The organism is Actinoplanes sp. NPDC021490 (genome assembly GCF_055562135.1).
In genome coordinates, this window is sequence record NZ_JBVHFW010000013.1 from 131,524 (window position 1) to 154,032 (window position 22,509).

General features: G+C 71.9%; 17 protein-coding genes. 5 read left to right on the top strand and 12 right to left on the bottom strand.

What is annotated here, in order from left to right:
• The 3 genes from ACZ3I4_RS30575 to ACZ3I4_RS30585 form a co-directional block, all read right to left on the bottom strand.
• Positions 1-1,395, bottom strand: coding sequence for a WD40 repeat domain-containing protein (locus ACZ3I4_RS30575; RefSeq protein WP_465385496.1), 1,395 nt, complete (start codon positions 1,393-1,395; stop codon positions 1-3).
• A 74-nt stretch (positions 1,396-1,469) separates the two neighbouring features.
• Positions 1,470-6,158, bottom strand: a complete 4,689-nt coding sequence (locus ACZ3I4_RS30580; RefSeq protein WP_465385497.1) for a DUF4011 domain-containing protein — start codon at positions 6,156-6,158, stop codon at positions 1,470-1,472.
• Between the two features lie 42 nt (positions 6,159-6,200).
• Positions 6,201-7,211, bottom strand: a complete 1,011-nt coding sequence (locus tag ACZ3I4_RS30585) for an oxidoreductase (protein WP_465385498.1) — start codon at positions 7,209-7,211, stop codon at positions 6,201-6,203.
• 60 nt (positions 7,212-7,271) lie between these two features.
• Here ACZ3I4_RS30585 and ACZ3I4_RS30590 point away from each other — a divergent pair, with 60 nt between their 5' ends.
• The 4 genes from ACZ3I4_RS30590 to ACZ3I4_RS30605 all read left to right on the top strand — a co-directional run bounded on the left by ACZ3I4_RS30590 (position 7,272) and on the right by ACZ3I4_RS30605 (position 10,162).
• A complete protein-coding gene (locus tag ACZ3I4_RS30590) occupies positions 7,272-7,616 on the top strand; it encodes a MerR family transcriptional regulator (protein ID WP_465385499.1) in 345 nt (114 codons plus the stop codon).
• Positions 7,617-7,645: 29 nt separating this feature from the next.
• Positions 7,646-8,794 carry a PP2C family protein-serine/threonine phosphatase gene (locus tag ACZ3I4_RS30595; protein WP_465385500.1) on the top strand — a complete coding sequence of 383 codons (1,149 nt, stop codon included), beginning with the start codon at positions 7,646-7,648 and terminating at the stop codon, positions 8,792-8,794.
• An 85-nt stretch (positions 8,795-8,879) separates the two neighbouring features.
• Positions 8,880-9,104: a hypothetical protein gene (locus ACZ3I4_RS30600; RefSeq protein ID WP_465385501.1), complete on the top strand. Its 225-nt coding sequence runs from the start codon at positions 8,880-8,882 to the stop codon at positions 9,102-9,104.
• 182 nt (positions 9,105-9,286) lie between these two features.
• Positions 9,287-10,162, top strand: a complete 876-nt coding sequence (locus ACZ3I4_RS30605) for a GNAT family N-acetyltransferase (protein ID WP_465385502.1) — start codon at positions 9,287-9,289, stop codon at positions 10,160-10,162.
• Here ACZ3I4_RS30605 and ACZ3I4_RS30610 read toward each other — a convergent pair.
• The 5 genes from ACZ3I4_RS30610 to ACZ3I4_RS30630 all read right to left on the bottom strand — a co-directional run bounded on the left by ACZ3I4_RS30610 (position 10,125) and on the right by ACZ3I4_RS30630 (position 16,611).
• Positions 10,125-10,562, bottom strand: a complete 438-nt coding sequence (locus ACZ3I4_RS30610; RefSeq protein WP_465385503.1) for an HNH endonuclease — start codon at positions 10,560-10,562, stop codon at positions 10,125-10,127. The two genes, ACZ3I4_RS30605 and ACZ3I4_RS30610, sit on opposite strands and share 38 nt — an antisense overlap.
• A gap of 128 nt (positions 10,563-10,690) precedes the next feature.
• Complete coding sequence (locus tag ACZ3I4_RS30615; RefSeq protein ID WP_465385504.1) at positions 10,691-11,542, bottom strand: carbohydrate ABC transporter permease; 852 nt, start codon at positions 11,540-11,542, stop codon at positions 10,691-10,693.
• Positions 11,539-12,465 (bottom strand): carbohydrate ABC transporter permease, encoded by a 927-nt coding sequence (locus ACZ3I4_RS30620; RefSeq protein ID WP_465385505.1) that lies wholly within the window; start codon positions 12,463-12,465, stop codon positions 11,539-11,541. The genes ACZ3I4_RS30615 and ACZ3I4_RS30620 overlap by 4 nt, the downstream gene beginning before the upstream one ends.
• 5 nt (positions 12,466-12,470) lie before the next feature.
• The gene (locus ACZ3I4_RS30625) at positions 12,471-13,784 is read right to left on the bottom strand and encodes an ABC transporter substrate-binding protein (RefSeq protein ID WP_465385506.1); all 1,314 of its coding nucleotides are present in this window, start codon (positions 13,782-13,784) and stop codon (positions 12,471-12,473) included.
• A 13-nt stretch (positions 13,785-13,797) separates the two neighbouring features.
• Positions 13,798-16,611, bottom strand: coding sequence for a glycoside hydrolase family 78 protein (locus ACZ3I4_RS30630; RefSeq protein WP_465385507.1), 2,814 nt, complete (start codon positions 16,609-16,611; stop codon positions 13,798-13,800).
• Between the two features lie 199 nt (positions 16,612-16,810).
• On the opposite strand from ACZ3I4_RS30630, the gene ACZ3I4_RS30635 reads away from it, so the two are divergent.
• Positions 16,811-17,722, top strand: coding sequence for a helix-turn-helix domain-containing protein (locus tag ACZ3I4_RS30635; protein ID WP_465385508.1), 912 nt, complete (start codon positions 16,811-16,813; stop codon positions 17,720-17,722).
• A gap of 97 nt (positions 17,723-17,819) precedes the next feature.
• Here the strand turns inward: ACZ3I4_RS30635 and ACZ3I4_RS30640 are convergent, their stop codons facing one another.
• The 4 genes from ACZ3I4_RS30640 to ACZ3I4_RS30655 form a co-directional block, all read right to left on the bottom strand.
• Positions 17,820-18,722 carry an NAD-dependent epimerase/dehydratase family protein gene (locus ACZ3I4_RS30640; RefSeq protein WP_465385509.1) on the bottom strand — a complete coding sequence of 301 codons (903 nt, stop codon included), beginning with the start codon at positions 18,720-18,722 and terminating at the stop codon, positions 17,820-17,822.
• Positions 18,723-18,869: 147 nt separating this feature from the next.
• Positions 18,870-19,442: a TetR/AcrR family transcriptional regulator gene (locus ACZ3I4_RS30645; protein WP_465385510.1), complete on the bottom strand. Its 573-nt coding sequence runs from the start codon at positions 19,440-19,442 to the stop codon at positions 18,870-18,872.
• A gap of 10 nt (positions 19,443-19,452) precedes the next feature.
• Positions 19,453-20,061 carry a PH domain-containing protein gene (locus ACZ3I4_RS30650; protein ID WP_465385511.1) on the bottom strand — a complete coding sequence of 203 codons (609 nt, stop codon included), beginning with the start codon at positions 20,059-20,061 and terminating at the stop codon, positions 19,453-19,455.
• The gene (locus tag ACZ3I4_RS30655) at positions 20,058-22,430 is read right to left on the bottom strand and encodes a PEP/pyruvate-binding domain-containing protein (RefSeq protein ID WP_465385512.1); all 2,373 of its coding nucleotides are present in this window, start codon (positions 22,428-22,430) and stop codon (positions 20,058-20,060) included. The genes ACZ3I4_RS30650 and ACZ3I4_RS30655 overlap by 4 nt, the downstream gene beginning before the upstream one ends.
• Positions 22,431-22,509: the final 79 nt, after the last annotated feature.

Genomic DNA, 22,509 nt, shown 5'->3' on the forward strand with positions numbered 1-22,509 from the left:
CTAGGACGACAGGGCGCCGTCGGCTCCCAGCGCGAGGATGACCAGCTCGCCGCGGTGGTCGGTGGCGGTCAGGCGCTGCTCGTCGAGGCGTTGCAGGGCGGCGATCCCGGCGCCGAACTCGCCGACCAGGCCGGGCCCGACCGGGGGGCCGGTCCAGTCGACGGTCCACGAATAGAGCCGGAACTCGTACGACGCCGCGACCACCACTGTCGTCTCGGGCGTGCCGAGCAGCGCGACCGTGCGCACCGGCTCGGGCGCGCGCAACGTGATGCCGCGTTCCACCTCGTACGCCATCGGGTCGAGCCGGGCGACCCGCACGGCCTGGTGGGCGGCCGAGACGACGACCCGGTCGGCCAGCGAGTCGATCGCCCCGACCCGCAGATCGTGCTCGACCACGATCGTCCGGTCGCTGCCGTGCGGCGGGCCCGCGGTCACGACCCGGCCCTCGGCAGCGAGCACCCCGTCGCGGAACGGGCGGGTCGGCGCGGGCAGGGCCGGCAGCGACAGCCCCGGGGTGAGCGGCGTGCCCGAGGTGGCGTCGAGCAGGTAGGGCCGGCCCGCGAAGGTGGCGGTGGCCAGCACCGGGCCGCCGATGGCGAGCGAGCGGGTGCGGATCGTCGGGTCGGTCAGCCGCCAGTGCGGCCGGCTCGCCGAGTCGAGGGCGAACACCGTCCCGTCGTACGCCCCGGCCAGCACATGCCGGCCGTCGGCCGACCAGGTGACCGAGCGCAGCGGCGAGTCACCCGCCCGCAGGGTGCGGATCGGGTCGAGGTGGGCGTTGCGCAGCTCGATCGCGCCGTCCCGGCGGGCCAGGGCCAGGGTCTTCGCGTCGGGTGACCACGCGCAGGCTTCGACGGCCGGGGCGGCCCGGCCGGCCAGCGGCGTCCGGTCCTGGGCGAGATCGCGAACGGCCACGAAACCGTTGGCGCCGACCGTGGCCACCAGACCGGTCGAGCTCACGTCGAGGCGCACGCAGTCGTCCAGCTCACCCAGATAGGTCTCGCCGAAGGCCTGCCACACGGCCGCGCGGCCGTCGGCCAGCTGGCAGAGCAGATGCTGGCCGTCGGGCATCCAGGAGACTCCGGTGACGGCGGACGGATGCCCGCCGAGAACCTTCATCAGATAGGGCGGACGATCGTCGACCACGCGCCAGACCGCGGCCGTGCCGTCGGCCGAACCGGTGGCCAGCAGATCGGACGCACCCGGGTTCCAGGACGCGGCCAGCACGGCCGAACGATGGGCAAATTCGGTCATCGTCACGGGCCGAGCGGGGTCGCTGGTCTCCAGGACGGTGACCTTGCCGGCCTGCGTCCCACTGGCCAGCCGACGGCCGTCAGCGCGGAACGCAACGCAGCTGACCGGCGCTGCCTGCGCCGACGAGGTCCCGGAGGTCACGCGACATATGCTGGACATCCGAGCGCAACGAGTCAATACCGGATTCGGTCCTAAACGGTCTAAGACTCAAAGCTTCAGGGCACCAGACGGAGTCCGAGCGACTCTACTCGACGGTAGGGGCGCGGCCCCGCGGAGGGCAGCCCGCCGGTCGCCCGGTCGATCGCCGCGCGCAACCGTGCCTCCTCTGCGGCCCGGTCGCGATGCCACGCCGCGCCCCAGACGCGGTGCAGCTGCCATCCGAGTCCGGTGAGGACCTCGCCCGCGAGCCGGTCCCGGTCGCGGGCCGACCCGATCGAGCCGTAGCGCGGCCCGTCGCACTCGATGCCGAGCACGTAACTGCCCCCGGGCGCCGCATGCCGCACGCCGACGTCGATCCGGTAGCCGTCCAGTCCGACGCCGGCCTTGGCCCGATACCCCCACGACCGCACGGTCTCCAGCACCGACGTGACGAACGGGGTGGGGGCGGGCTCCCGGCCGGGCAGCGCAGCGGCGCCCCGCTCGGCGTAGTCGAGATAGGCGGCGAGGTGGCGTACGCCCTCGTTGGCCGACTCGGGGATGTCGCCGGCCCGGACCGACGAGATGATCTCGACGCGGCGCCGGGCCCGGGTGATCGCCACGTTGAGCCGGCGCCATCCGTTGGGCTGGTTCAGCGCGCCGAAGTTGCTGCTGATGCGGCCCTGCTCGTCGCGCCCGTAGCCGATCGAGAAGATCATCACGTCGCGCTCGTCGCCCTGCACCGACTCCAGGCTCTTGACGAAGAACCCGGAGAGCCGGTCGCCCTCGAGCAGCCGGTCGAGGCCGGGGTGGCGGGCGGCCGCGCGTTCCAGGGCGGCCTCGATCGCCTCGGCCTGCGCCACCGAGAACGTGACCACGCCCAGCGACAGCTCGGGCCGGGTGGTCAGGCACGCGACGATGCGCTCGGCCACCATCTCGGCCTCGACCGGGTTGTCGCGGGTGCTGCCCCGCCGGTACGTGCCCCGCGCCGGGATGAGCTCGACCCCGGTCTCCGGATCGGCGTTGGCACCCGGGAACGTTCGCAGGCGGCCCTCGTAGAAGCGGTTGTTGGCGAACGCGATCAGCGCCTCGTGGCGGCTGCGGTAGTGCCAGCCGAGCCCGTGGACCGGGAACGCGCCGCAGCCCTTGGCCAGCTCGAGGACGGACTGGAAGTCGTTGACGTCGTTGCCGTCGTCGGAGTCGGTGCGGGTGAAGAACGACGTCGGCGGCAGCTGGCGGTCGTCGCCCGCCGCGATCACCGCGTCCGCCCGGTACAGGCAGTTGATCGCGTCGGCCGGGGCGATCTGCGAGGCCTCGTCAAAGATGACCACGTCGAAGGTCAGGTCGGCCGGGAGGAATTGGCTGACCGCGAGCGGCGACATCAGGAAACACGGCCGGCCGGTCTGCACCGTCTGCCGGGTGCGTCCGATCAGGTCCCGTACGGCCAGATGGCGGGTCTCCTTCATGCCCTCGCGGCGCAGCAGCATCACCTCGGCGGGCACGCGCCCCGCCACCCGCCGCCGCTCGACCGCCTCGACGATCGCGGCCGGCGCCGACGCGGCCAGCGCGACGTCGAGCCCGCGGAACTCCTCGACCAGCCGGTCGCGTTCGAGGCCGCCGATCGGGTGCAGCCGCTCGTCGTCGCGGATCACCGCGCCGGCCCAGGCGGCCAGCGCCGCCCGGTGCAGGGCCGGGCGCACCTGGTCGTCCGGCACCCCGGCGCAGGCGGCGATCGCCTCCGCGGTGAGCCCCCGGCGGACCCGGTCGTACCCGAGCCACTGGTCCTGCCCGTCCGGGTCGTCGAGCAGCCCGGCCAGCAGCACGCCGTCGTAGTCGTCGAGCGCCTCGGCGATGTCGGCCCGGCGGCCCGGCGCGAACGCGGACACGACGGTGTCCCGGGCGTCCTCCCACGCGCCGGACCGCTCGTTCAGGACCGTGGCGCCGCCGTCCGAGCGCAGGGCCGCCGCCTGCCCGCCGGTGAGCGGCCGATCCACTCCGGAGGTGAGCCGCCGGGCCGCCCGGGCCCACGCCACCGCCTCTTCCAGCTCATCGTCGTGCACGGCCGCCGGCCCCAGGTCGGCCACCGCCCCCGCGGTGTCGTCGGCCAGGACGCGTTCCTCGTCGGCCGCGGCGCGGCGCAGGCGGGCCAGCCGCCGGACCTCGTCCACATCGGCGTCGCGGCCGAGCGCGTGGGCGAAGGCGCGCAACGCGGTCGCGACCTCGGTGAGCGGCCCGACCTGGGCCCGGCGGCGGGCGGCGGCATCCTGCGGCGTGTCCGCGGCCGACTCGCGCACGACCAGGGCACGGATCCGGGCGGCCGTGCGGGCCAGGCTCGGGTCGGGCACGGGACGGCAGATCTGGTCGGCCACGGCCGGCAGCGCCCCGGACGGGCTGAGCCGCAGGATCTCGCCGGCCAGCCCCAGGGCCTCGTGCAGCGCGGCGTCACCCCGCCAGTACCGGCCGAGCAGGGGTGCGTACTGGCTCTCGGCCGCGGCCCGCTCGCGCAACGCCCGCTGCCAGGCCACCGCGGCGCCGATGTGGGCGACGGCGACGTCCGGTGGAACGGCGGGCCGGGCGTACGCGGCCACCGCGTTCCAGTCCCGCCGGTACGCACCCAGCAGCTTGCGCAGCCCGCGGTGCTCGTGGGCGAGCCGGTCGGCCAGCTGCTCGACCGGCTGCTCGGTGATCGTCTCGTGGAACCAGCGCCGGCCTTCGGTCTCGGCCGCGATCAGGGCCTCGGTGCGCTGTCGCAGCGCGGCCGCGGCCACCGAGACGCCGGGCAGCACGCCGGAAGAGAACCAGAACGGTTCCGGGCGGTGCGGATGGCCCGCCAGTTCGGCCAGCTCGGCCAGGCGGATCAGGTCGGCGAAGGTGGCCGGTGCGGGCAGACCCAGCCGGGCGGCCGTGGCCGCGGCCTCCCCGCGCAGGTCGTCGAGGGCGTCGGCCTCGCCGGTCAGGCGGCGGACCGTCTCCTCGGCCCCGGCCGCGGTCAGCGTCCGGGGCTCGACCGCCGGGGGAACCAGATCGGGCAGCTCATGCCATTCGACGCCGGCCGCCTCGCGGACCGCCTGCCGGGCCCGACGGGCGTCGGCCAGCCGCCGGGACCGGCGCTGGGCGGCCCGCCCGACCGGTTCCAGGCTCGGGGCGGTCAGCCATGCGTCGGCCACCGCGGACGGCCGGCGGGCGGCGTGGGTGACCAGCATGGCCAGCGTGCCCGCGCAGGAGGGCCGGCGCACCTCGAACGCCTCGGCCATCCCCGCGTGCTGCCCGGCCTCCTCCGCGAGCGCGTGCAGCGACTGCTGGGCCCGTCGCAGGGCCTCTCCGAGCGGCGCGCGCTCGGTGACTTCGCGCCACACGAAGTTCTGCGGCTCGGCCGCGGCCCGCCGACAGCGGGTCAGGAGATCCGCCGCTTCCCCGACGTCGTTGACCGACTGCGGGGTGAGCTCGGCCGGCCGTTCGCAGGGCGCCGGCAACTCCGGCAGCCCGGTCAGCCGGGCGCAGTCCCCGAGCACCTCGTGCAGCGTGCGGCCGAGCGGTTCGCGGCGCTCGTTCATCGCGGTCGCATAGCCGTTGAGCAGACCGCGCAGTTCCCGCAGCCGCCCGTGATCCGGTTCACCGGCCGGTTCCGCCGGCAGCGCGTCGAGGGAACTCGCGAGCGCCCGGGCCACTTCCCTGCGGGTCGCGTTGTGGCTGTGCAGTTCCAGCAGGTACGCCTCCAGGCCCACTGCGGCCAGCCGGTTGCGCACGACCTCGAGGGCGGCCGCCTTCTCGGAGACGAACAGGATCCGCTTCCCGGCGTGCATCAGGCAGCCGATCATGTTGGCGATCGTCTGGGACTTGCCGGTGCCGGGCGGGCCGTCCAGCACGAAGCTCTGGCCTTTCAGGGCCGCCTCTACGCAGGCTCGTTGGGTGGCGTCGGCGTCGAGCACCAGTGGTAGGTCCTCGCGTGTATACGGCTCCCTATGCCCACCCGCCACCCCCCACCCACCCGGGGAAAGGTGGGATGAACTTACCCCTGTCAAGGGGGGCTGGGCAGGTTTTCCACAGGGCTGTTCGGTGCCCGATTTTCCGGCCAGTGCCTCGACCAGCGGGTGCGCGACGATCCGGTTCTCGTTGTCGAGCAGATCCCGGTACATCGCCTCCTTGTGGAACGTGATCCGGGACAGCAGCACGGTCTCCTCGGCCCGCCAGTCCCGGTTGCTGACGTCCTCGCGCAGCTCCTCCAGATAGGCCCGCACATCCAGCCCGGCCAGCCCGTCCACGCCCGGCATGACGATGCCCATCCGCCGCAGCCGCAGGGCCAGCGCCGGGTTGACGACCGGGTCCTCGCCGCGCACCCGCAGCCGGGGCACGTCGGCCGGCGCCCGCGCGACCAGTTCGGCCGGCAGCAGCAGGATCGGGCTGGTCAGGGCCACGCCGTCCTCGTCGCGCCAGTGCAGCATGCCGATCGCCAGGTGCAGGGCGGCCACCCCGCGGTCGAGGAACTCCTGGCGGGATTTGCGCAGCAGCCGCCGCAGCTGGGTGCCGAGCGCGACGGCGGTCAGCTGGGTGCGGAACAGGCCGCCGGGTTCGGGCCGGGCGCCGGCGGGCAGGAACCCGTAGTCGCGGTCACCGCGCAGGGCCGAGACGATGTCGGGGGCGGCCGGTCCGGCGATCTCCAGGGTTCCGCTCGCGGTGGGGCGGAAGTTGAGCAGGCGGTTGCCGGCGTCGAGGTTGACCAGGCCGTCACGCCATGCGCGTACGGCGGCTCTGGGCGTTTCGGCAACCATGGTGTCGATTCCACCAAGACGGGCCGGTTCCGCGCGGCAAAATCAGAAGTATCGCTCCTCGTCCGTTTTGTGGTAGTCGCGGATCTCGTCGTGGCGTCCGGCGGCGGCCAGGGTGACCCAGCCGGGGTTGCCCAGCAGCACCCGGCCGAGCGCGATCAGGTCGTATTCGCCCTGTTCACGGCGTTCGAGCAGCTCGCGCATGCGCGCGGAGGCGGCGAAGTCGCGGGTCAGGCCGATAGAGCCGACGGTGATCGAGGGCAGGCCGGTGAGGTGCTTGGCCCATCCGGCCAGGTTGCGGTGGCTGCCGTCGAAGACCGGCTCCCAGAATCGGCGCTGCGAGGCGTGCAGGACGTCGGCGCCGGCCGCGCGCAGGCCCTCGAGGAGGCCGGCCAGCTCGTCCGGGGTCTCGGCGATGCGGGCGCTGTAGTCGCGCTCCTTGAACTGGGAGAACCGGACGATCAGCGGCATGCACGCGGGGATCTCGGCGCGGACGGCCCGGACCACCTCGGCCGGGAAGTCGCGGTGGGCCCGGGACGGGTTGGAGACCGGCCACAGGAACTCGTCGAGCAGATAGCCGTGGGCGGCGTGCACCTCGACGGCGTCGAAGCCGGCCCGGACGGCGGCTCGCGCGGAGGCGGCGTACGCGGAAACGATGGTGTCGAAGTCGCGGCCGGTCATCGTGCCGGGGGTCCACGACGGGTAGCCGTCGACCGGCTCGCGCTGGCTGCCCAGATGCCACAGCTGCGCGGCGATGCGTCCCCCGGCCGCGTGCACTTCACTGGTCACGTGCCGCCAGCCGGCCTCGGCGGGGCCCTCGGTCAGTCGCGGGACGTCGGTCTGATGGCCGGCGCTGGGGTGGTCGACCAGCACGCCCTCGGTGATGATCAGGCCGACCCCGTTCTCGGCGCGGCGGCGGTAGTACGCGGCGTTCTCCGGCGTCGGCACGCCCCCCGGCGACCGCTCGCGGGTCATCGGAGCCATGACGAACTGGCTGCTCAGCGGCAGGCCGGCCACGGTGACGGGCTGGACGAGGGAGGCGGTGACGGCTGTCATGCGTCTACGCTAGAACCTGACATCCATGTAAGGGTCAAGGCCTTTTCCGGGAGGATTGCGATGCGGATCGGCGACCTGTCCGCGGCGACCGGGGCGAGTGCCCGGAGCCTGCGCTATTACGAGGAGCAGGGGCTGCTGGTCAGTGCGCGCAGCGGCGGCGGGCAGCGGCACTATCCGGAGACGGCCGTCGAGCGGGTCTCGCTGATCCAGTCGCTGCTGTCGGCCGGGTTGAACAGCGCCACCATCCAGGACGTCCTGCCGTGCATCAACAACGAGGCCATCCGTACGCCGTGGCTCGCGGAACGCCTCACGACCGAGCTGGACCGGGTCACCAGGCAGATCGACGACCTGAACCGGACCCGAAAGATCCTCGCCGGTCTGGTCGAGCGGTACCGCGTCGATTGACCACGGGCCCGGCTGGGCATGAGGATTTTGTGCCCGAGTCGATGGAAGCCGTACGCAGACTGCTGGACCTGCGACATCGGGGACGGGCCGAGGATCTGCCCGCCCTGCTGCACGAGGCGGCCCCGCTGCTGGGCGCGGCCACCGCCACCGTGCTGCTGATCGACTACGGCCAGCTGCGGCTGCACCCGCTGCGGGGCCGCGACCTGACCGGTGTCGCCCCGATACCGGTCGACGGCACCCCGGCCGGCGAGGCCTTCACCACCGGACGGGTGACCACCTCGGACGAGTGCGTGTGGCTGCCGCTGCTGCACGGCGCGGAACGGCTGGGCGTCCTGGAACTGCGCACCCGGGCCGCCGATCTGGACGAGCTCGAGGTGATCGCCGCCCTGGTGGCCGAGCTGATCTCGAGCCGCCGCGGCTACGGTGACGCGGTCGAGCACACCCGCCGGCGGGAGCCGATGCAGCTGGCCGCCGAGATCGTCTGGAATCAGTTGCCGCCTTTGACCTTCGCGGTCGACGGCACGACCGTCGCGGCCGTCCTCGAGCCCTGTTACGACGTGGGCGGGGACGCGTTCGATTACGCGGCCAACGGCGACGTGCTGCACGTCGGGCTGTTCGACACGGTGGGTCACGGCATCGGGGCGAGCGCGCTCACGACGCTGACGCTGAACACGTATCGCAACGCGCGGCGCTCGGGACTGGGGCTGGCCGACACCTACCAGTCGATCGACAAATGGATCCGGGCGCAGTATCCGGGCAGTTTCGTGACCGCGATCATGGCCGAGCTGGACACCGTGACCGGGTTGTACCGGCGGATCAGCGCGGGGCACCCGGCCGAGTTGCTGCTGCGGGGCGGCGAGGCCCGGCCGGCGCTGCCGACACCGACCGCCCTGCCGCTGGGTCTGGGCAACATGCTGCCCCGGCCGCCGCGCGTGACGACGGAGCAGCTCACACCGGGCGACACGCTCGTGCTCTACACCGACGGGATCACCGAGGCGCGGGACCGGTCGGGGGCGCTCTTCGGCCTCGACCGGCTGACCTCGTTCCTGATCGGGCAGCTGGCCCTGGGCTTGTCCGCGCCCGAGGTGATGCGCAGCCTGATCCACACCATAGTCAGCTACGAGCAGGGCGAGCTCCGGGACGACGCCACCGCGGCGATGATCCGCTGGAAGTCCTGAGTCTCAGGGAACCGTCAGGCCAGTCACAGCCAGTGCTGGACTTCACCACTTACCGTGGTAGAGGAGCCAGCCAAGGAGGCAAACGTTGAGCGGATCCGTCAAGAGGTTCCTGCTGTCGCTGCTCGCGTCCAAGTTGCACAAGCGGGGTCATCACGGCGGGTACGGCCACGGGGCGTACGGGCACCCGGGCGCGTACGGGCCCCCCGGCCCCTACGGCCATCACGGGCACTACCGGCAGCACCACGGCCACTATCGCCATCACGGTCATTACCGGCACCACGGGCACTATCGGCGCCGCCGACCCTGGTAGGGCGCGGCCGAAACGGGTAGTCCTCACCAGAACCGGGGCCGTCCGTCCGGTGTCCCCCGGCGCCGGACGGGCGTGCCCTGACACCTCCCCGGTGCGCAGCGCCAGCGCGCACCGGGGTCACTCTGTCCGGGCCCGGGCCGCGGGGGTACGCAAACTCCGGGCCGGCGGTCACAATGATCGCCATGCATCTGACGCCGTTGATCGATCCGGCCCGCCGCGAACGGTTCGCCTGGCTGGCCGCGGGCGACGACGGACGTCCCCTCGGCACCGCTTTCCTGTGGCTGCCGACCGCCGGTCACACGGCCGACGTGCAGCTCACCGTGCATCCGGCCGAGCGGCGCCACGGTGTCGGCACCCGGCTGCTCGACGCCGTGACGGCCGCGGCCACCGAGCACGGGATGCGCGCGCTGCTCTCCGAGCCCGTCCGGCCCGGCGAGGACGGTTTCTGCGTCGCGCGCGGCTTCCGGCAGGTGCTCGCTCTCACGTACACGCGCCTGGCCCTGAAGGATGCCGAGCCGATCGCGGAACCGGTACCCGGCTACCGGCTGGTGCACTGGGAGGGCACGGTTCCGGCCGAGCTGGCCGAGACGTTCGCCCGGGCCCGGCCCGCGATGGACGACATGCCGATGGGCGAGACCGCCTACGTGCCGCAGTCGTGGGACGTGGCCCGCCTCCATTCGATCGCCGACGCCGTGGCCCGGCGCGGCGAGACGCTGAGCACGACCGCCGCGATCGGGCCCGGCGGCGAGATGGCCGGGTTCACCGAACTGGTGGTCCCGGCCACGGGCGCCGGCGACGCCCAGCATTACGGCACCGGGGTGCTGGCCGCCCACCGCGGCCACGGGCTGGCCCGCTGGATGAAGGCCGCGCAGATCTCCCGCGTACGGGAACTCTTCCCCCGCCTCGACGGCCTGCTCGCCGACACCGCGGACAGCAACGCCGCGATGCGCCGCACGAACGAAGCGCTCGGCTACGTTCCGATGCACCGCAGCCTGCTCTATCAGCGCGACCTGGCGCCCGCTACAGCAGCGTCGACCACGCCGGCGCCGACGGCATGACGCGCAGGGGCATGCGGGCCTCGGCCGGGGTGCGGTTGCCCTTGCGCTGGTTGCAGCCGTAACAGGCGGCGACCGTGTTGAGCCAGCTGTTGGCGCCGCCGCGCGAACGCGGCAGCACGTGGTCGATGGTCGAGGCGGTCCGGCCACAGTAGGCGCAGCGCCGCCCGTCGCGGGCCAGCACACCGGCGCGCGACCAGCCGGGGCCGCGGCTGTGGCGCCAGCGGGTGACCACGTACGTCACCAGCCGCACCACGGTCGGGACGGGCCAGACGCCGATCACCCGGTCGGGCCGCGCCTCGTGCACCTCGGCCACCTGCCGCACCAGCATCCGTACGGCGTGCCGCAGGCTCACCCGGTGCAGCGGCCCCAGATCGGCGTTGAGAACGAGCACATCACTCACCGGGTCACCTCCTCCACAACCGGTCAGGTGATCTCCACGGTAGGGACGCGGCCCACACCGGACAACGCATTAACCGGGCGGGGCGGCGGGGGAAGGGGCGGCGCTGAGGCAACAGCGCCGCCCCGGCTTCAGCCCTTCACGGCGCCCGCGGTCATGCCGGCGACGATGCGCTTGTTGAAGAACAAGAACATCAGCAGCGGCGGGATTGTGATCAGCAGGATGTCCATGAAGAGCAGGTTGTACTGGGTCGAGTAGGCGCTCGAGAAGTTGTAGAGGGTCAGCTGGACGGTGGCGTTCTGGTCGCCGGGCAGGAAGTACAGCGGGTTGACGAAGTCGTTGAAGATGGTCACCGACTGCACCACCACGACCGTGATGATGACCGATCGGAGCAGGGGCAGGATGACCCGGAAGAACAGCCGCATCGGGCCGGCGCCGTCGATGATCGCCGCCTCGTCGAGCTCGCGCGGGATGGTGGCGATGAACGCGCGGAACAGCAGGATGCAGAAGGACAGCCCGAACGCGACCTCGACCAGGATCAGGCCGGGCATCGTACGGAAAAGTCCGAGTTTCTGAAGCACCCAGATCGTCGGCACGACGGCGGGCGGGATGATCAGGCCGGACAGCACCAGGAAGTTGATCAGGCCGGTCCACCGGGTGCGGCGGCGCTGCAGGACGAAGGCCACCATCGCCGCCAGCACCACCAGGATGCTCACCGACGCCACCGTGAGGATCGTGCTGTTGATGAAGGCGATGATCAGCATGTAGTCGCGGGCCTGGACCACGTCCACGAAGTTCTGCACGAACTGGAGCTGGGTGGGCCACGAGAAGTCCAGCCGCGAGGCCTCCTGCCGGCTCTTCACCGCGGTCAGCAGGATGAAGGCGAACGGCACCAGGAACACCACGACGGACAGCAGAATCGCGACCACGCTGAGCGCGATGTTCCTGCGCGGTCGCCGGCTCACCGTGACGGAAGCGGTCACAGGTCCACCTCCTTGGAGTTCAGATACCGTGACAGCGGGAAGATGATCGCCGTGACCAGCAGGAACAACACCACGTTGCCGGCCGTCGAGAGACCGTAGAAGCCGGCCTGGTACTGCTTGTAGATCACCGACGCGATAACGTCCGAGGTGAAGCCCGGACCGCCCCGGGTCATGGCCCAGATCAGGTCGAACGAGCGCAGGCCGCCGATCAGCGACAGCAGGATGACCGTGAACGTGGCCGGGCGGGCCAGCGGCAGGACGATGCTGCGGAAGTTCTGCCAGGCCGTGGCGCCGTCGACGCGGGCGGCCTCGAAGTACTCCTGCGGGATCGAGACGATGCCCGCGATGTAGATGAGCGTGGCCAGCCCGATGCCCTTCCACACGTCGACCAGGGCCACCGACACCAGGGCGTAGCTCGGATCGGTGAGCCAGCCCGGGCCCTGGATGCCGATCAGCGACAGCGACTCGTTGATCAGGCCTTCCTCGGGGTCCATCAGGATCGTGAAGGTCAGGCCGACGCCGATCGTGCTGACCAGCACCGGGAAGAAGACCACCGAGCGCAGGTAGCCGCGGCCGATGATCTGCGAGGTGAGCAGCACGGCCAGGCCCAGCCCGAGGACGACCTTGAGCCCCGAAGTGATCGCGGCGTAGACCACGGTGTGCCACAGGCCGGAGACCAGGGCGGGCTCGCGGAAGAACGTGACGTAGTTGTCGAACCCGATGAACTGCGAGTCGAAGATGCTCCAGCGGGTGAGGCTGAAGTAGAAGGACGTCACGGTCGGCACCAGGAACAGCACCGCGTAGACGATGGCCGCCGGCAGGTAGAACCAGCTCGGGTACGGGCTGCGTTTACGGCCGGCCGGGGCCGGCCCGGAAGCGCTGGCACGCCCCCGGGCCGGCCGCTGGACAGTGTCGGTCGCCACCGGTCCTACCAGCCCTCGAGACCGAGCTGCTGGGCCTGCTTCTTGACGTCCTCGTCGTAGAGCTTGGCGGCGGCGTCGGCCTTGCGGATGCCGGAGCCGACCTCGACGCAGATCTGCTCGAGCGCCGGGCCCTTGACCGGGGAGAGGAATTCGAGGGCCAGGCTGGACGCGCCCTGCTTGTCGATGTAGGTCTGCATGTCCTTGACGGCCTGCGGCACCGAGTCGGGCAGCTTGCAACCGGTGACCGCGTACGGGCCGGTCGGGGTGGACGCCTTGCCCATCGAGGCGCAGCCGTCGGGGCTGGCCACGAAGCCGAGGAACTTCTTGGCCGCGTCGAGCTTGGCGCCGGTGGTGCTGCTCGGGATGTAGAGGCCGTTCGGCGCCCACACGGTCAGGCCGTTCTTCGCCGCGTCGGCGCCGGGGATGGCGAACAGGCCGATCTTGTTCTCGCTGCCGGGGTTGTCGGTGATCAGCTGGCTGACCATGGCCGACAGGATCGGGTACTGCGCGCCCTGGCCCTTGGCCAGCTTGTTGAGGCCGTCGGTGAGCTTGGCCGAGGCGAAGTCCTTGTTGACGTAACCCGCGTCGTGCACCTGCTGCAGGTGGTCGAAGCCGGCCTTGGCCGCGGGCGTGGTCGCGTACTTGGCCTGGTTCTTGGTGTACTGGTCGGCCCAGCCCGGGCTGGCCGCCTCGACGTTGTGGTAGTCGCCGAGGATGAACAGCTGCGAGGTCCACGTCTCGCCGTACGTCTGGATGACCGGGTCGACACCGGCCGCCTTCAGCTTGGCGTTGTTGGCCTGGAACTCGTCCCAGGTCGTCGGCACCTTCAGGCCGTTCTTGTCGTACACCTCCTTGTTGTACAAGATCGCGCCGGCCATGTAGTTGCCGAACGGAACCCCGTAGATCTTGCCGTCGGAGCCGACCGCCTTCTTGAAGTTGTCGTCGAGCTGCCCGGCGAAGTCGTCCACCGCGGTCAGGTTCTTCTGCGGGGCCAGGGCCTGCATGAGCGAGCCCGAGTTGTACATGAACATGTCGGTCATGTCGCCGGTGGAGAGCCGGGTCTTGACGATGTTGTCGCCCTCGGTGCCCTGTGGCCGGGTCTCGACGTTGACCGTGATGTCGGGGTTCTTGGCCGTGAAGTCCTTGGCCAGCCCCTCCGCGAGCTTCACCGTCTCGGGCTGGTTGTCGGTCAGGAACGAGAGGGTGACCTTGCCGCCGCCGCTGTCCTGTTCGCTGCTGCCCAGGCTGCCGGCGCTGCACGCGCCGAGGGCGAGGGTCGCCGCGGAGAACACGGCGAGGCCTATCTGACGTCGCTTCATGACGTTGACTCCCTTATTCGTGATCGGAGGAGAGGAGGGTCTGCAGGCGGGCCGCGAGCTGGTCGCCGCCGGGGATGAAGCCGTGCGCGGTGGCGGCGCCGGCGAGTTCGGCCGCGGGGGCGCCGAGGTAGCGTTCGAGCCGTCCGGCCAGGTCGGCCTCGTCGGCGGCGACACCGGCCTCCCGCGCCGCGGCGACGACCTTGTCCCAGCTGGGCCGGTGGTCCATCAGCTGCCGGATGGTGGGCTCGGCGGGCCTCGCGGTTTCCTGGGCGTACGGATCCGCGACCACCCAGTCGTGCCGGCCATGACTGACGTCGATCGGCTCGTCGCGGCCGGGCACGTGCACGGTCGCGGTCGCGCCCACCGGCACCACCACCTCGAGCCTCAGCTCGCCGCCGTCCCGCTTCCAGGCCACCGAGGCTTCCCCGTACGGGGTGAGATGCCGCGCCGAGGCGTGGGTGAGCTGCCCGCCCGGCAGGGGCCGCACCTCGATCCGGCGGTAGCCGGGCTCGGCCGGGGCCAGTCCGGCCACGCGGCGGTGCAACCAGTCGGCGACCGCCCCGAGCGCGTAGTGGTTGAACGACGTCATCTCGCCCGGGTTGATCGAGCCGTCCGGAAGCATGCTGTCCCACCGCTCCCAGACCGTGGTGGCGCCCATCGTCACCGGATAGAGCCAGCTCGGCACGCCGGTCTGCAGCAGCAGCCGGTACGCCAGATCGGGCTCGCCCGCATCGGCCAGCGCGTCGGTCATCAGCGGCGTGCCGACGAACCCGGTGCTGATCCGGAACCCGGCCACCCGCACCAGGTCGGCCAGCCGCTGTCCGGCGTGCTCGCGCTGCGCCGGGGTGGGCAGCAGCGCCCACTGCAGGGCCAGCGCGTACGCGGTGGCGGCGTCGCTGAGCACCCGCCCGCCGCCGGTGACGTATTCGCGGGCGAACGCGGCCCGCACCCGCTCGGCCAGCTCCCCGTACTCGCGGGCCACGTCGCCGTCGCCGACCGCCCGGGCGGCCTGGGCCACGACCTCGGCCGAGCGGGCCAGGTGCGCGGTGGCAATGACGTCGGGGTCGGCCTTGGCCCGGAACGGGTCGGCGGGCGGGGCCGTCGGGTCGAGCCAGTCGCCGAACTGGAAGCCGCCCGCCCAGAGCAGATCCGGCCCGGCCAGCGCGGCCATCCGGTCGACCCAGGCCCGCATGCTGGGCAGCTGCCGCTCCAGCAGCCCCCGGTCGCCGGTGCGCCGATAGACCACCCAGGGCACGATCGTGGCGGCGTCGCCCCAGGCCGCGGTGGCCGGGCCGGGCTGCCGCAGAACGTCCGGGATGACGTACGGGACCGATCCGTCCTTCTGCTGTTCGGCGGCGAGGTCGGCGAGCCAGTTGGTGAGGAAGCCGGCCGAGTCGAACAGGAACGAGGCGGTCGGCGAGAAGACCTGGATGTCGCCGGTCCAGCCGAGGCGCTCGTCGCGTTGCGGGCAGTCGGTCGGGACGTCGACGAAGTTGCCGCGCATGCCCCAGACGACGTTCTCGTGGAAGCGGTTGAGCAGTTCGTGCGAGCTGTCGAACCAGCCCGTACGCCGCAGGTCGGAGCCGATGACGACGGCCTCGATGTCCTCTTCCCGCAGCTCGGGCAGTCCGGTCACCTCGGCGTACCGGAAACCGTGGAAGGTGAAAGTGGGCTCGAGAACCACCGTGTCGGGGCCGTCGACGATCCACTCGTCGGTGGCCCGGGCGGTGCGCAGCGGGCGCACACCCAGCTCGCCGTCCTCCAGAACTTCGGCATGCCGTACGACGATCCGGTGGTTGTCCGGGGCGCCGCGGACCGTGAGGCGCACCCAGCCGACGAGGTTCTGCCCGAAGTCGATCAGGGTCTTTCCGGACGGCGAGCTGAACACCGATCGGGCCGGGAGGACGCCGGTGACACGCACGGGCGGCCCGTCCGGGGCGACGAGCAGGCTCAGGTCGGCGTCGATCACGTCGACCGGCGACTCGGGGCCGAGCTCGCGGCTCAGGTCGGCGCGCTGGCCGTTGTAGAGGTCGTCGTCGACAATGGCGCCCTCGCGGGCGGTCCACGAGCCGTCGGTGGCCAGCGTGTGCACCCGGCCGTCGGCCGTCTCGACCTCGAGCTGGGCCAGCAGGGCGAGCCGGTCGCCATAGAGGCTGTGCTGGTCGCGGAACCCCAGGTAGCCGCGGAACCAGCCGTTGCCGAGCTGCACCTCCAGGCGGTTCTCGCCCGGGCTGAGCAGGCCGGTGACGTCGTGCGTCTGGTAGCGCAGCCGGTGCTGGTAGGCGGTCCAGCCGGGCGCGAGCACCTCGTCGCCGACGTCGTTGCCGTTGATCGAGGCCTGGTAGAGGCCGTGCGCGGTGATGTAGAGGCGGGCCTTGACGACCTCCGCGGGCAACCCGATGGTGCCGGTCAAAATCGGGGCCGGGCGGCCGAAGGCGCCGATCTCGCGGGGGCTGACGAAGCGGGCGGTCCAGTCCTCCGGGTCGAGCAGGCCGGCCTCGGCCACCGCGGGCTCGCTCCAGTCGCTGTCATCGGCCCTGACCCGTACGGTGGCCGACTCCCGGCTCTGCAGCGGAGCGCCGGGCCAGGGCACGAGCACCTGCTCGCTCGACTCGACCTCGAAGACCTCGGCCTGACCGGCGCGGGTGATCTCGATTTGATAGCGGGTCTGCGTGTAGCCCTCGGGGGCCTCCGCGACCTGCCAGGAGATGCGGGGAGTGGGCGTGCCGAGGCCAGTCATGCTGCCGTCATGGTGTTCGAACCGTAGAGCGTGGGGGGCGGTAATGTCCGGCATGTCACTCCTGTTGCTTGTACCGTCGTGCTGCATGAAACGATTCAAGAACCAACGTCGCGTACGGGCGATCAATGTGTTTCGGCTTCATGGCGGGAACGTTTCGCCGTGACCCCGAGTCTGGATTTCGGTGTGGCCCACGACATAGCCCGAGATGAACCGGAGCTAGCACGAAATTCACCTGAGGCGCCGCACTGCCCTTGGGCCGGATCCCCGGCACGGCCTATGTTGGGGCATGGCCGAAGACCCCCCGGTCGAGAACACCCGGACGCTGCTGCACTTCTTCGACGGCTCGGTGGCCTATGCGGGCCATTACCTGCACGAGGGCCTGCACCCGGTGCACACGCACAGCTTTGTGGAGATTGCCGTCGTGATCGCCGGGTCCGGCGTCCACCACAGCCTGGCCGGCCGCCAGGAGCTGCGGGTGGGCGACGCGATGCTGCTCCGGCCGGGCGTCTGGCACGGCTACGAGGATTGCCGGCACCTCGACCTCTACAACTGCTGCTTCTCGACCGAGCTGCTGCAACGCGAGCTGTCGTGGACCCGGCAGGACCCGCAGCTGGGCCACCTGCTGTGGACCGGCCCATACTCGGGCCAGCGCCGCGGCATCCTCTACACCCACCTGCACGACGACGCCCTGACCGGCTGCCTCGAACACCTCGACGGCCTGCAGAGGCTGCGCTCGTTCCCGGCCACCGACTACCGCGGCGACGTGGTGGGCCGGCTGACCCTGTTCCTGAGCGGCCTGGCCCGGGTGGTCGCCACCACCGACGCGCTCTCGGGCGGATCGGCCGGCACCCACCCGGCGGTGCTGGACGCGATGCACATGATGGAGGATCGCCCGGCCCACCAGTGGACCCTGACCGAACTGGCGGCCGCGCTGCACCTGGCCCCCGGCTATCTGGTCCGGCTGTTCAAGGCGGCGACGGGCCTGCCGCCGATGGCCTACCTGTCCCGCTTCCGCGTCGAGCTGGCGGCGGCCCGGCTGCTGCACACCGACCAGCCGATCAACCGCATCGGCGAGTCGGTGGGCTGGCCCGACCAGAACTATTTCGCCCGCCGCTTCAAGTCGCACTACGGTCTGAGCGCGTCGACCTATCGCACCCGCTTCGCCCGGGCCGACAAGAGCTTCACCCGGGCCGGCTAGAGCTTCACCCGCGTCGGCTGAAGCTTCACCCCGGACGGCGAGCTTGCCCGGTCGGCTGCAGCTTCACCCCGGCCGGCTGGAGCTGAGGGCCGGGCGTTCAGCCGACCTCGTCGCGGAGGGCGGTGTCGAGGTCGGTGGCGGTCAGACCGAAGGTGCCGGCCGTCTCCGTCGCGTCCATGTGGAACGGCGCGTACCACTGATAGTCCATTTCGGCCATCTCGCGGGCCATCGGCACGACCAGCCCGGCCGTACGCATGACCCGGCGCGGCAACTGGATCAGTTTGGCCGGGGGCCGCCCGGCCACGACGCCGTAACGCCGGCCCAGTTCGCGGATGGTCACGGCCGGCGGGGACGGCACGTGCCAGGGCCGGCCCCAGGCCCGTTCGTCCCCGGCCAGCGCCACGAGAGCCCGGGCCATGTCGGCGTTGACGGTGAAGGTGTGCGGCATGTCCAGGTGGCCGGTGATCCAGGCCGCCCTCCCCTTCTTCCAGGCCGGCTCGATGAGCAGCGCGAAGATGCCGTTGGCGCCCTTGCCGACGTAGTCGGAGCCGCGAACCTCGACGGTGCGGATGCCGGCGGCCAGGGCCTGTTCCCACATCCGCCGGCGCAGGCGGCCCTTGTGCCCGACGGCGGCCATGGGGGTGTGTTCGTTCATCCGGCCACCGGGCTGCGGGCCGTAGGCGTAAAGGCTGCCGGTCAGCGCGAGCACGGCGTCGTTCGCCTCGGCGGCAGCGATGGCCGCCGTCTGCAGGGGCGGCAACAGGCGCTCCCACGTCGTGTACGAGGGCGGATTGGCGCAGTGATAGATCACCTCCGCGCCGCGGGACAGCTCGGTCAGACGGACCGGGTCGGACGCGTCCGCGGCGACCCGGTCGATCAGCGGGTGATCGGGGCCGGAGCCGCTGCGCGTGACAATCCGGACGCTCTCCCCCCGGTCGGCGAGCAGCCGGGCGACGTTGGCACCGATGGAACCGGCGCCGATGACGACGTGCTGAACCATGACAGTCACTCCTAACGTTGTTAGAAATCCTAACAGCGTTAACTGTCGTGCGTGCCGCCGCAATGGTCAAGCATGTTGGCCCGTGTTCGAGGACACGATCGATGCACGTGACGGATCGGGACGGCGGGCCGAGGCCCCGGCGAACGGTCAGGGCGCGCCGAACAGCAGGTCGAGCTGCGCGTCCAGCGCGGCCAGGGCCTGGTCGGGGGTGAGCTGGCCGCCCAGCAGATAGACCCCGAGGCCCTCCATCAGGGCGAGCAGGGCCGACGCCGCTGGCACGCCGTGCGAGGCGGGCAGCAGGCCGGCGACGAAGTCGACCAGCTGGGCGGTGCCCGGTCGCAGGCCCGCGCCGGCCTCCGGGCGTACGGCCGCGTAGGCCAGGAAGGCCAGCCCGACCCGGCCGTCGTCGCGGGCCGAACCGGAGAGCGGCAGCAGCGCCGCGATCATCGTGCGCAGCAACTGCCGGGGAGGCGGCTCCTCGCCCAGGACGTCCACGGCCGACCGCACGCGGGCCTCGGTGCGGTCCATGACGGCGGCCAGCGCGAACGTCATCATCTCGTCCTTGGTGTGGAAGTAGTGCTGCACCATCCCGACCGACACACCGGCGGCGGCGGCCACGTGGCGCAGGCTCACCGCTTCGAGGCCCTGGTCGGCGGCCACCCTCATCAGCGCGTCGGCGATCAGCCGGCGGCGGGCCTCATGGTCGACGATCTTCGGCATCGCGGGCGGCTCAGGCGGTGACGGCGTCGAGGCGCGTGCGGGCGGCGCGGACCAGGCCGTCGGCGTCGTCGGCGTACAGGCGGAGCTCCGAGACCGGTTCCCCAGTGCCCTTCGGCACGTCGAAGACCCGGGGGTGGCGCAGGCGTACGTCGATGCTGGTCTGGCTTCCGACCACGATGTGCAACGCTCCGTCCTCGAACTGCACCGCGCGGCTCGACGGCAACGAACGATAGCGCTTGCCGACCGACTCGATCTCGGACCAGGGCACGGTCAGGTCGAGGCCGGGACCCATCCGCGCCCGCAGCCCCTCGCCGCCGACCAGGTGCGGGTGCCGGATCATTCCGCCGAGGAAGCCGAGCATCCACAGCAGACCCCAGACGCTGATCGCCAGCATGATCAGACGGGCCGGGCCCCACGGGACGACATGCTTGACGATCAGGTCGAGGATCGGGATCTCCACGACCGACAGGACGAGGAAGACACCGAGGATCGGCTTGACCACCCCCAGATACCCGTACGCCTGACCGCCGTGCAGATCGACCGGCCGCCGCGTCACCCACAACGCCAGACTGCGCCAGGTGGCCGCCTCGGCCGCCGCGGCGCGACGGAGAACGCTCATCTTGACCCCTCCTCGACAGTGACGGTTCCCGCGGCGGCGTCGACCGTGACGATCTGCCCCGTACGCAGGTGACGGGTGGCCCCCGGCACGCAGATGACGGCCGGGATGCCATATTCGCGAGCGACCGTGGGCCCGTGCGCCATCACCGCGCCGGTCTCGGTGACGAGCGCGGCCGCGGTCAGGAACAGCGGCGTCCAGCCCGGGTCGGTCGTCGACGTGACCAGCACCTCGCCCGGTTCGAGGCGGGCGGTGGCCGGGTCGTGCACGACGCGTACGGGACCGGTCGCCTTACCGGCCGACGCGCCGACGCCCCGCAGAGCACCGGGAGTCGCGGGCGTTTCGATCAGCGCTTCGACATCGGTGCCGTCGGAGAGCAACGCGACCGGCACGGATCGGCGGCGGGACTCGCGCACATACCAGGCGCGGCGGCCGTCGATCAGCTCGCGCAGGTCGGCCGGACCGGCTTGGCCCAGCGCGTCCCGCGTCTCGTCGATCGTCAGGAACATGATGTCCCCGCCCCGCTCGAGCCTCCCGGCGGCGGCCAGATCGGCCCCGACCGCAAGCAGGTGCCGGCGCATCTCGGCCAGGCGGTAAAGGCCCGCGAACTTCCCGGCCTCCCGCAACCCGGCCAGCCGCCGCGCCCTTCCGAGCAGAAAAACGGCGAGCCTTGCCCGTACGGGTCTCCGCCGCTTCGCCCGCACGCCCAGCTCACGCAGCGTGGCCTCGGCATGCTCGGCGGCCCGGGCGAAGCGCACGTCCGGGGCCTGCCCGGGGTCGGTCACCCGGATCAGGTTGGCCAGCGCCGCCCGCACGGGAGCGGGATCCTCCGACCAGCGCGGCACCCCGAGGTCGACCTCGGCGGCGGCGCGATGACCGTACCGGCGCAGGAAGTCCGTCAGATCGACCTCATCGGCGCTGGTGGCCGTGCGGGCGAGCTGCCAGAGTGCGAGGTCCATCTCGATCGTCACGTTGTGCGGCATCCCGGCCAGAACCGCGTGCACCTCCCCCGGCCGCGCGACATCGCCCAGCAGTCCGGGCGGCAACGCGGCGGCGAGCATGCCGGCCACGATCGGCCAGATGATGGCGTCCGGCCCGTGGGTCTGGTCATGCTTCTCCACCAGCTCGAGCCGCTCGGCCGCGGTCAGCTCACGGCCGTCGTCCTGCGACTCGCGCCGGATCCGGTCGATCTCCTCTTCCAGGCGCGCGCGGGCCTGATCGGGCCGGGCCAGCGCACCGAGCACTCCCCGCACGGCCCGCCCGACCGGAGGCATCGCCCGGCGCTCGCTCTTTCCGCGCCGCTGCCCACCCTCCGGCCCGAGCCCTTGCTCGCTCCCTTCCACGCTCTCGCGACCACGCTGCCGCGCCTTGCGCTCGCGTCGGGACAGCGGGGCGAAACGGGGGTCGTCGAGCACGTGGCGCATGACGGCCTGCGCACGCGGCCCGAAGTCGACCGCCATCAGCGACACCAGCCGGCGGCGCGCGACCGGATCACGTACGAGATCGCTCATGTCCCCGTACAGCCGCCCGCCGATGTCGGTGATCTCCACGCGCAGGCCGAGCGGGGCCAGCATGGCCTTGACCAGTTCTTTCAGCGTGTCCATGCCCATCGGCGTGACCGGCTGCAGCATGCCCTGAACGTGCCCGAACTCCAGATAGACCCGCGGCGGACCGTCCGTGCGCGGCGGCTGGGCGAACAGCGTGGTGATCGGCCGCGACTGCAGGATCCACAGCTCGCCGTCCCCGTCGACCGCCCACTCGACGTCCTGCGGCGCCCCGAACAGGGCCTGCAGGCGCTCGCCGACCGCGCGCAGAGGGTCGTCCCCCGACACGACCCGCCGGTCGACGCCGGTCGTCCCGCTGACCACGGCCTCACCACTGGCCGCCGACTCGACCAGCATCTCGTCGCGGTTGCCGGTGACCGGATCGGCCGTGAACAGCACGCCGGCCGTCTCCGCGGCAACCATCCGCTGCACAACGACACCCATGCCGGATCCAGGCTCAGGCCCAGCGCCGGCCGCGGCTTGCGGCGCGTAGGCGAGGGCGCGCGCGTTGCCGATCGAGGCGCGGCACCGCTCGATCGCCGTGAGCACGTCCTCGGCGCCGCGCACGTCGAGGACCGTGTCGAACATTCCGGCGTAGCTGGCGCCGGGCGCGTCCTCGACGGTGGCGCTGGAGCGCACCGCCACCGGGCCGCCGCCGAGAGACTCGTACGCGGAAAGGATCTCGGCTCGGTCGAGCGGCCCGGTGGTCACGCAGAAACCGGCGGGCACCTGCTCCCCGGCCCGGACCAGTGCACCCAGGCCGACGGCCTTGCCACCGGCCTCGTTCAGCATGTCGGCGGTAACGTCCCGCAGTTCGACGACCGGCATCGGACCTCCCCGTTAGCAATACGACTGCATTGCCAAAGTAGCGGTTTTCCAATACGACTGCAACGTAAAATCTTCGCCG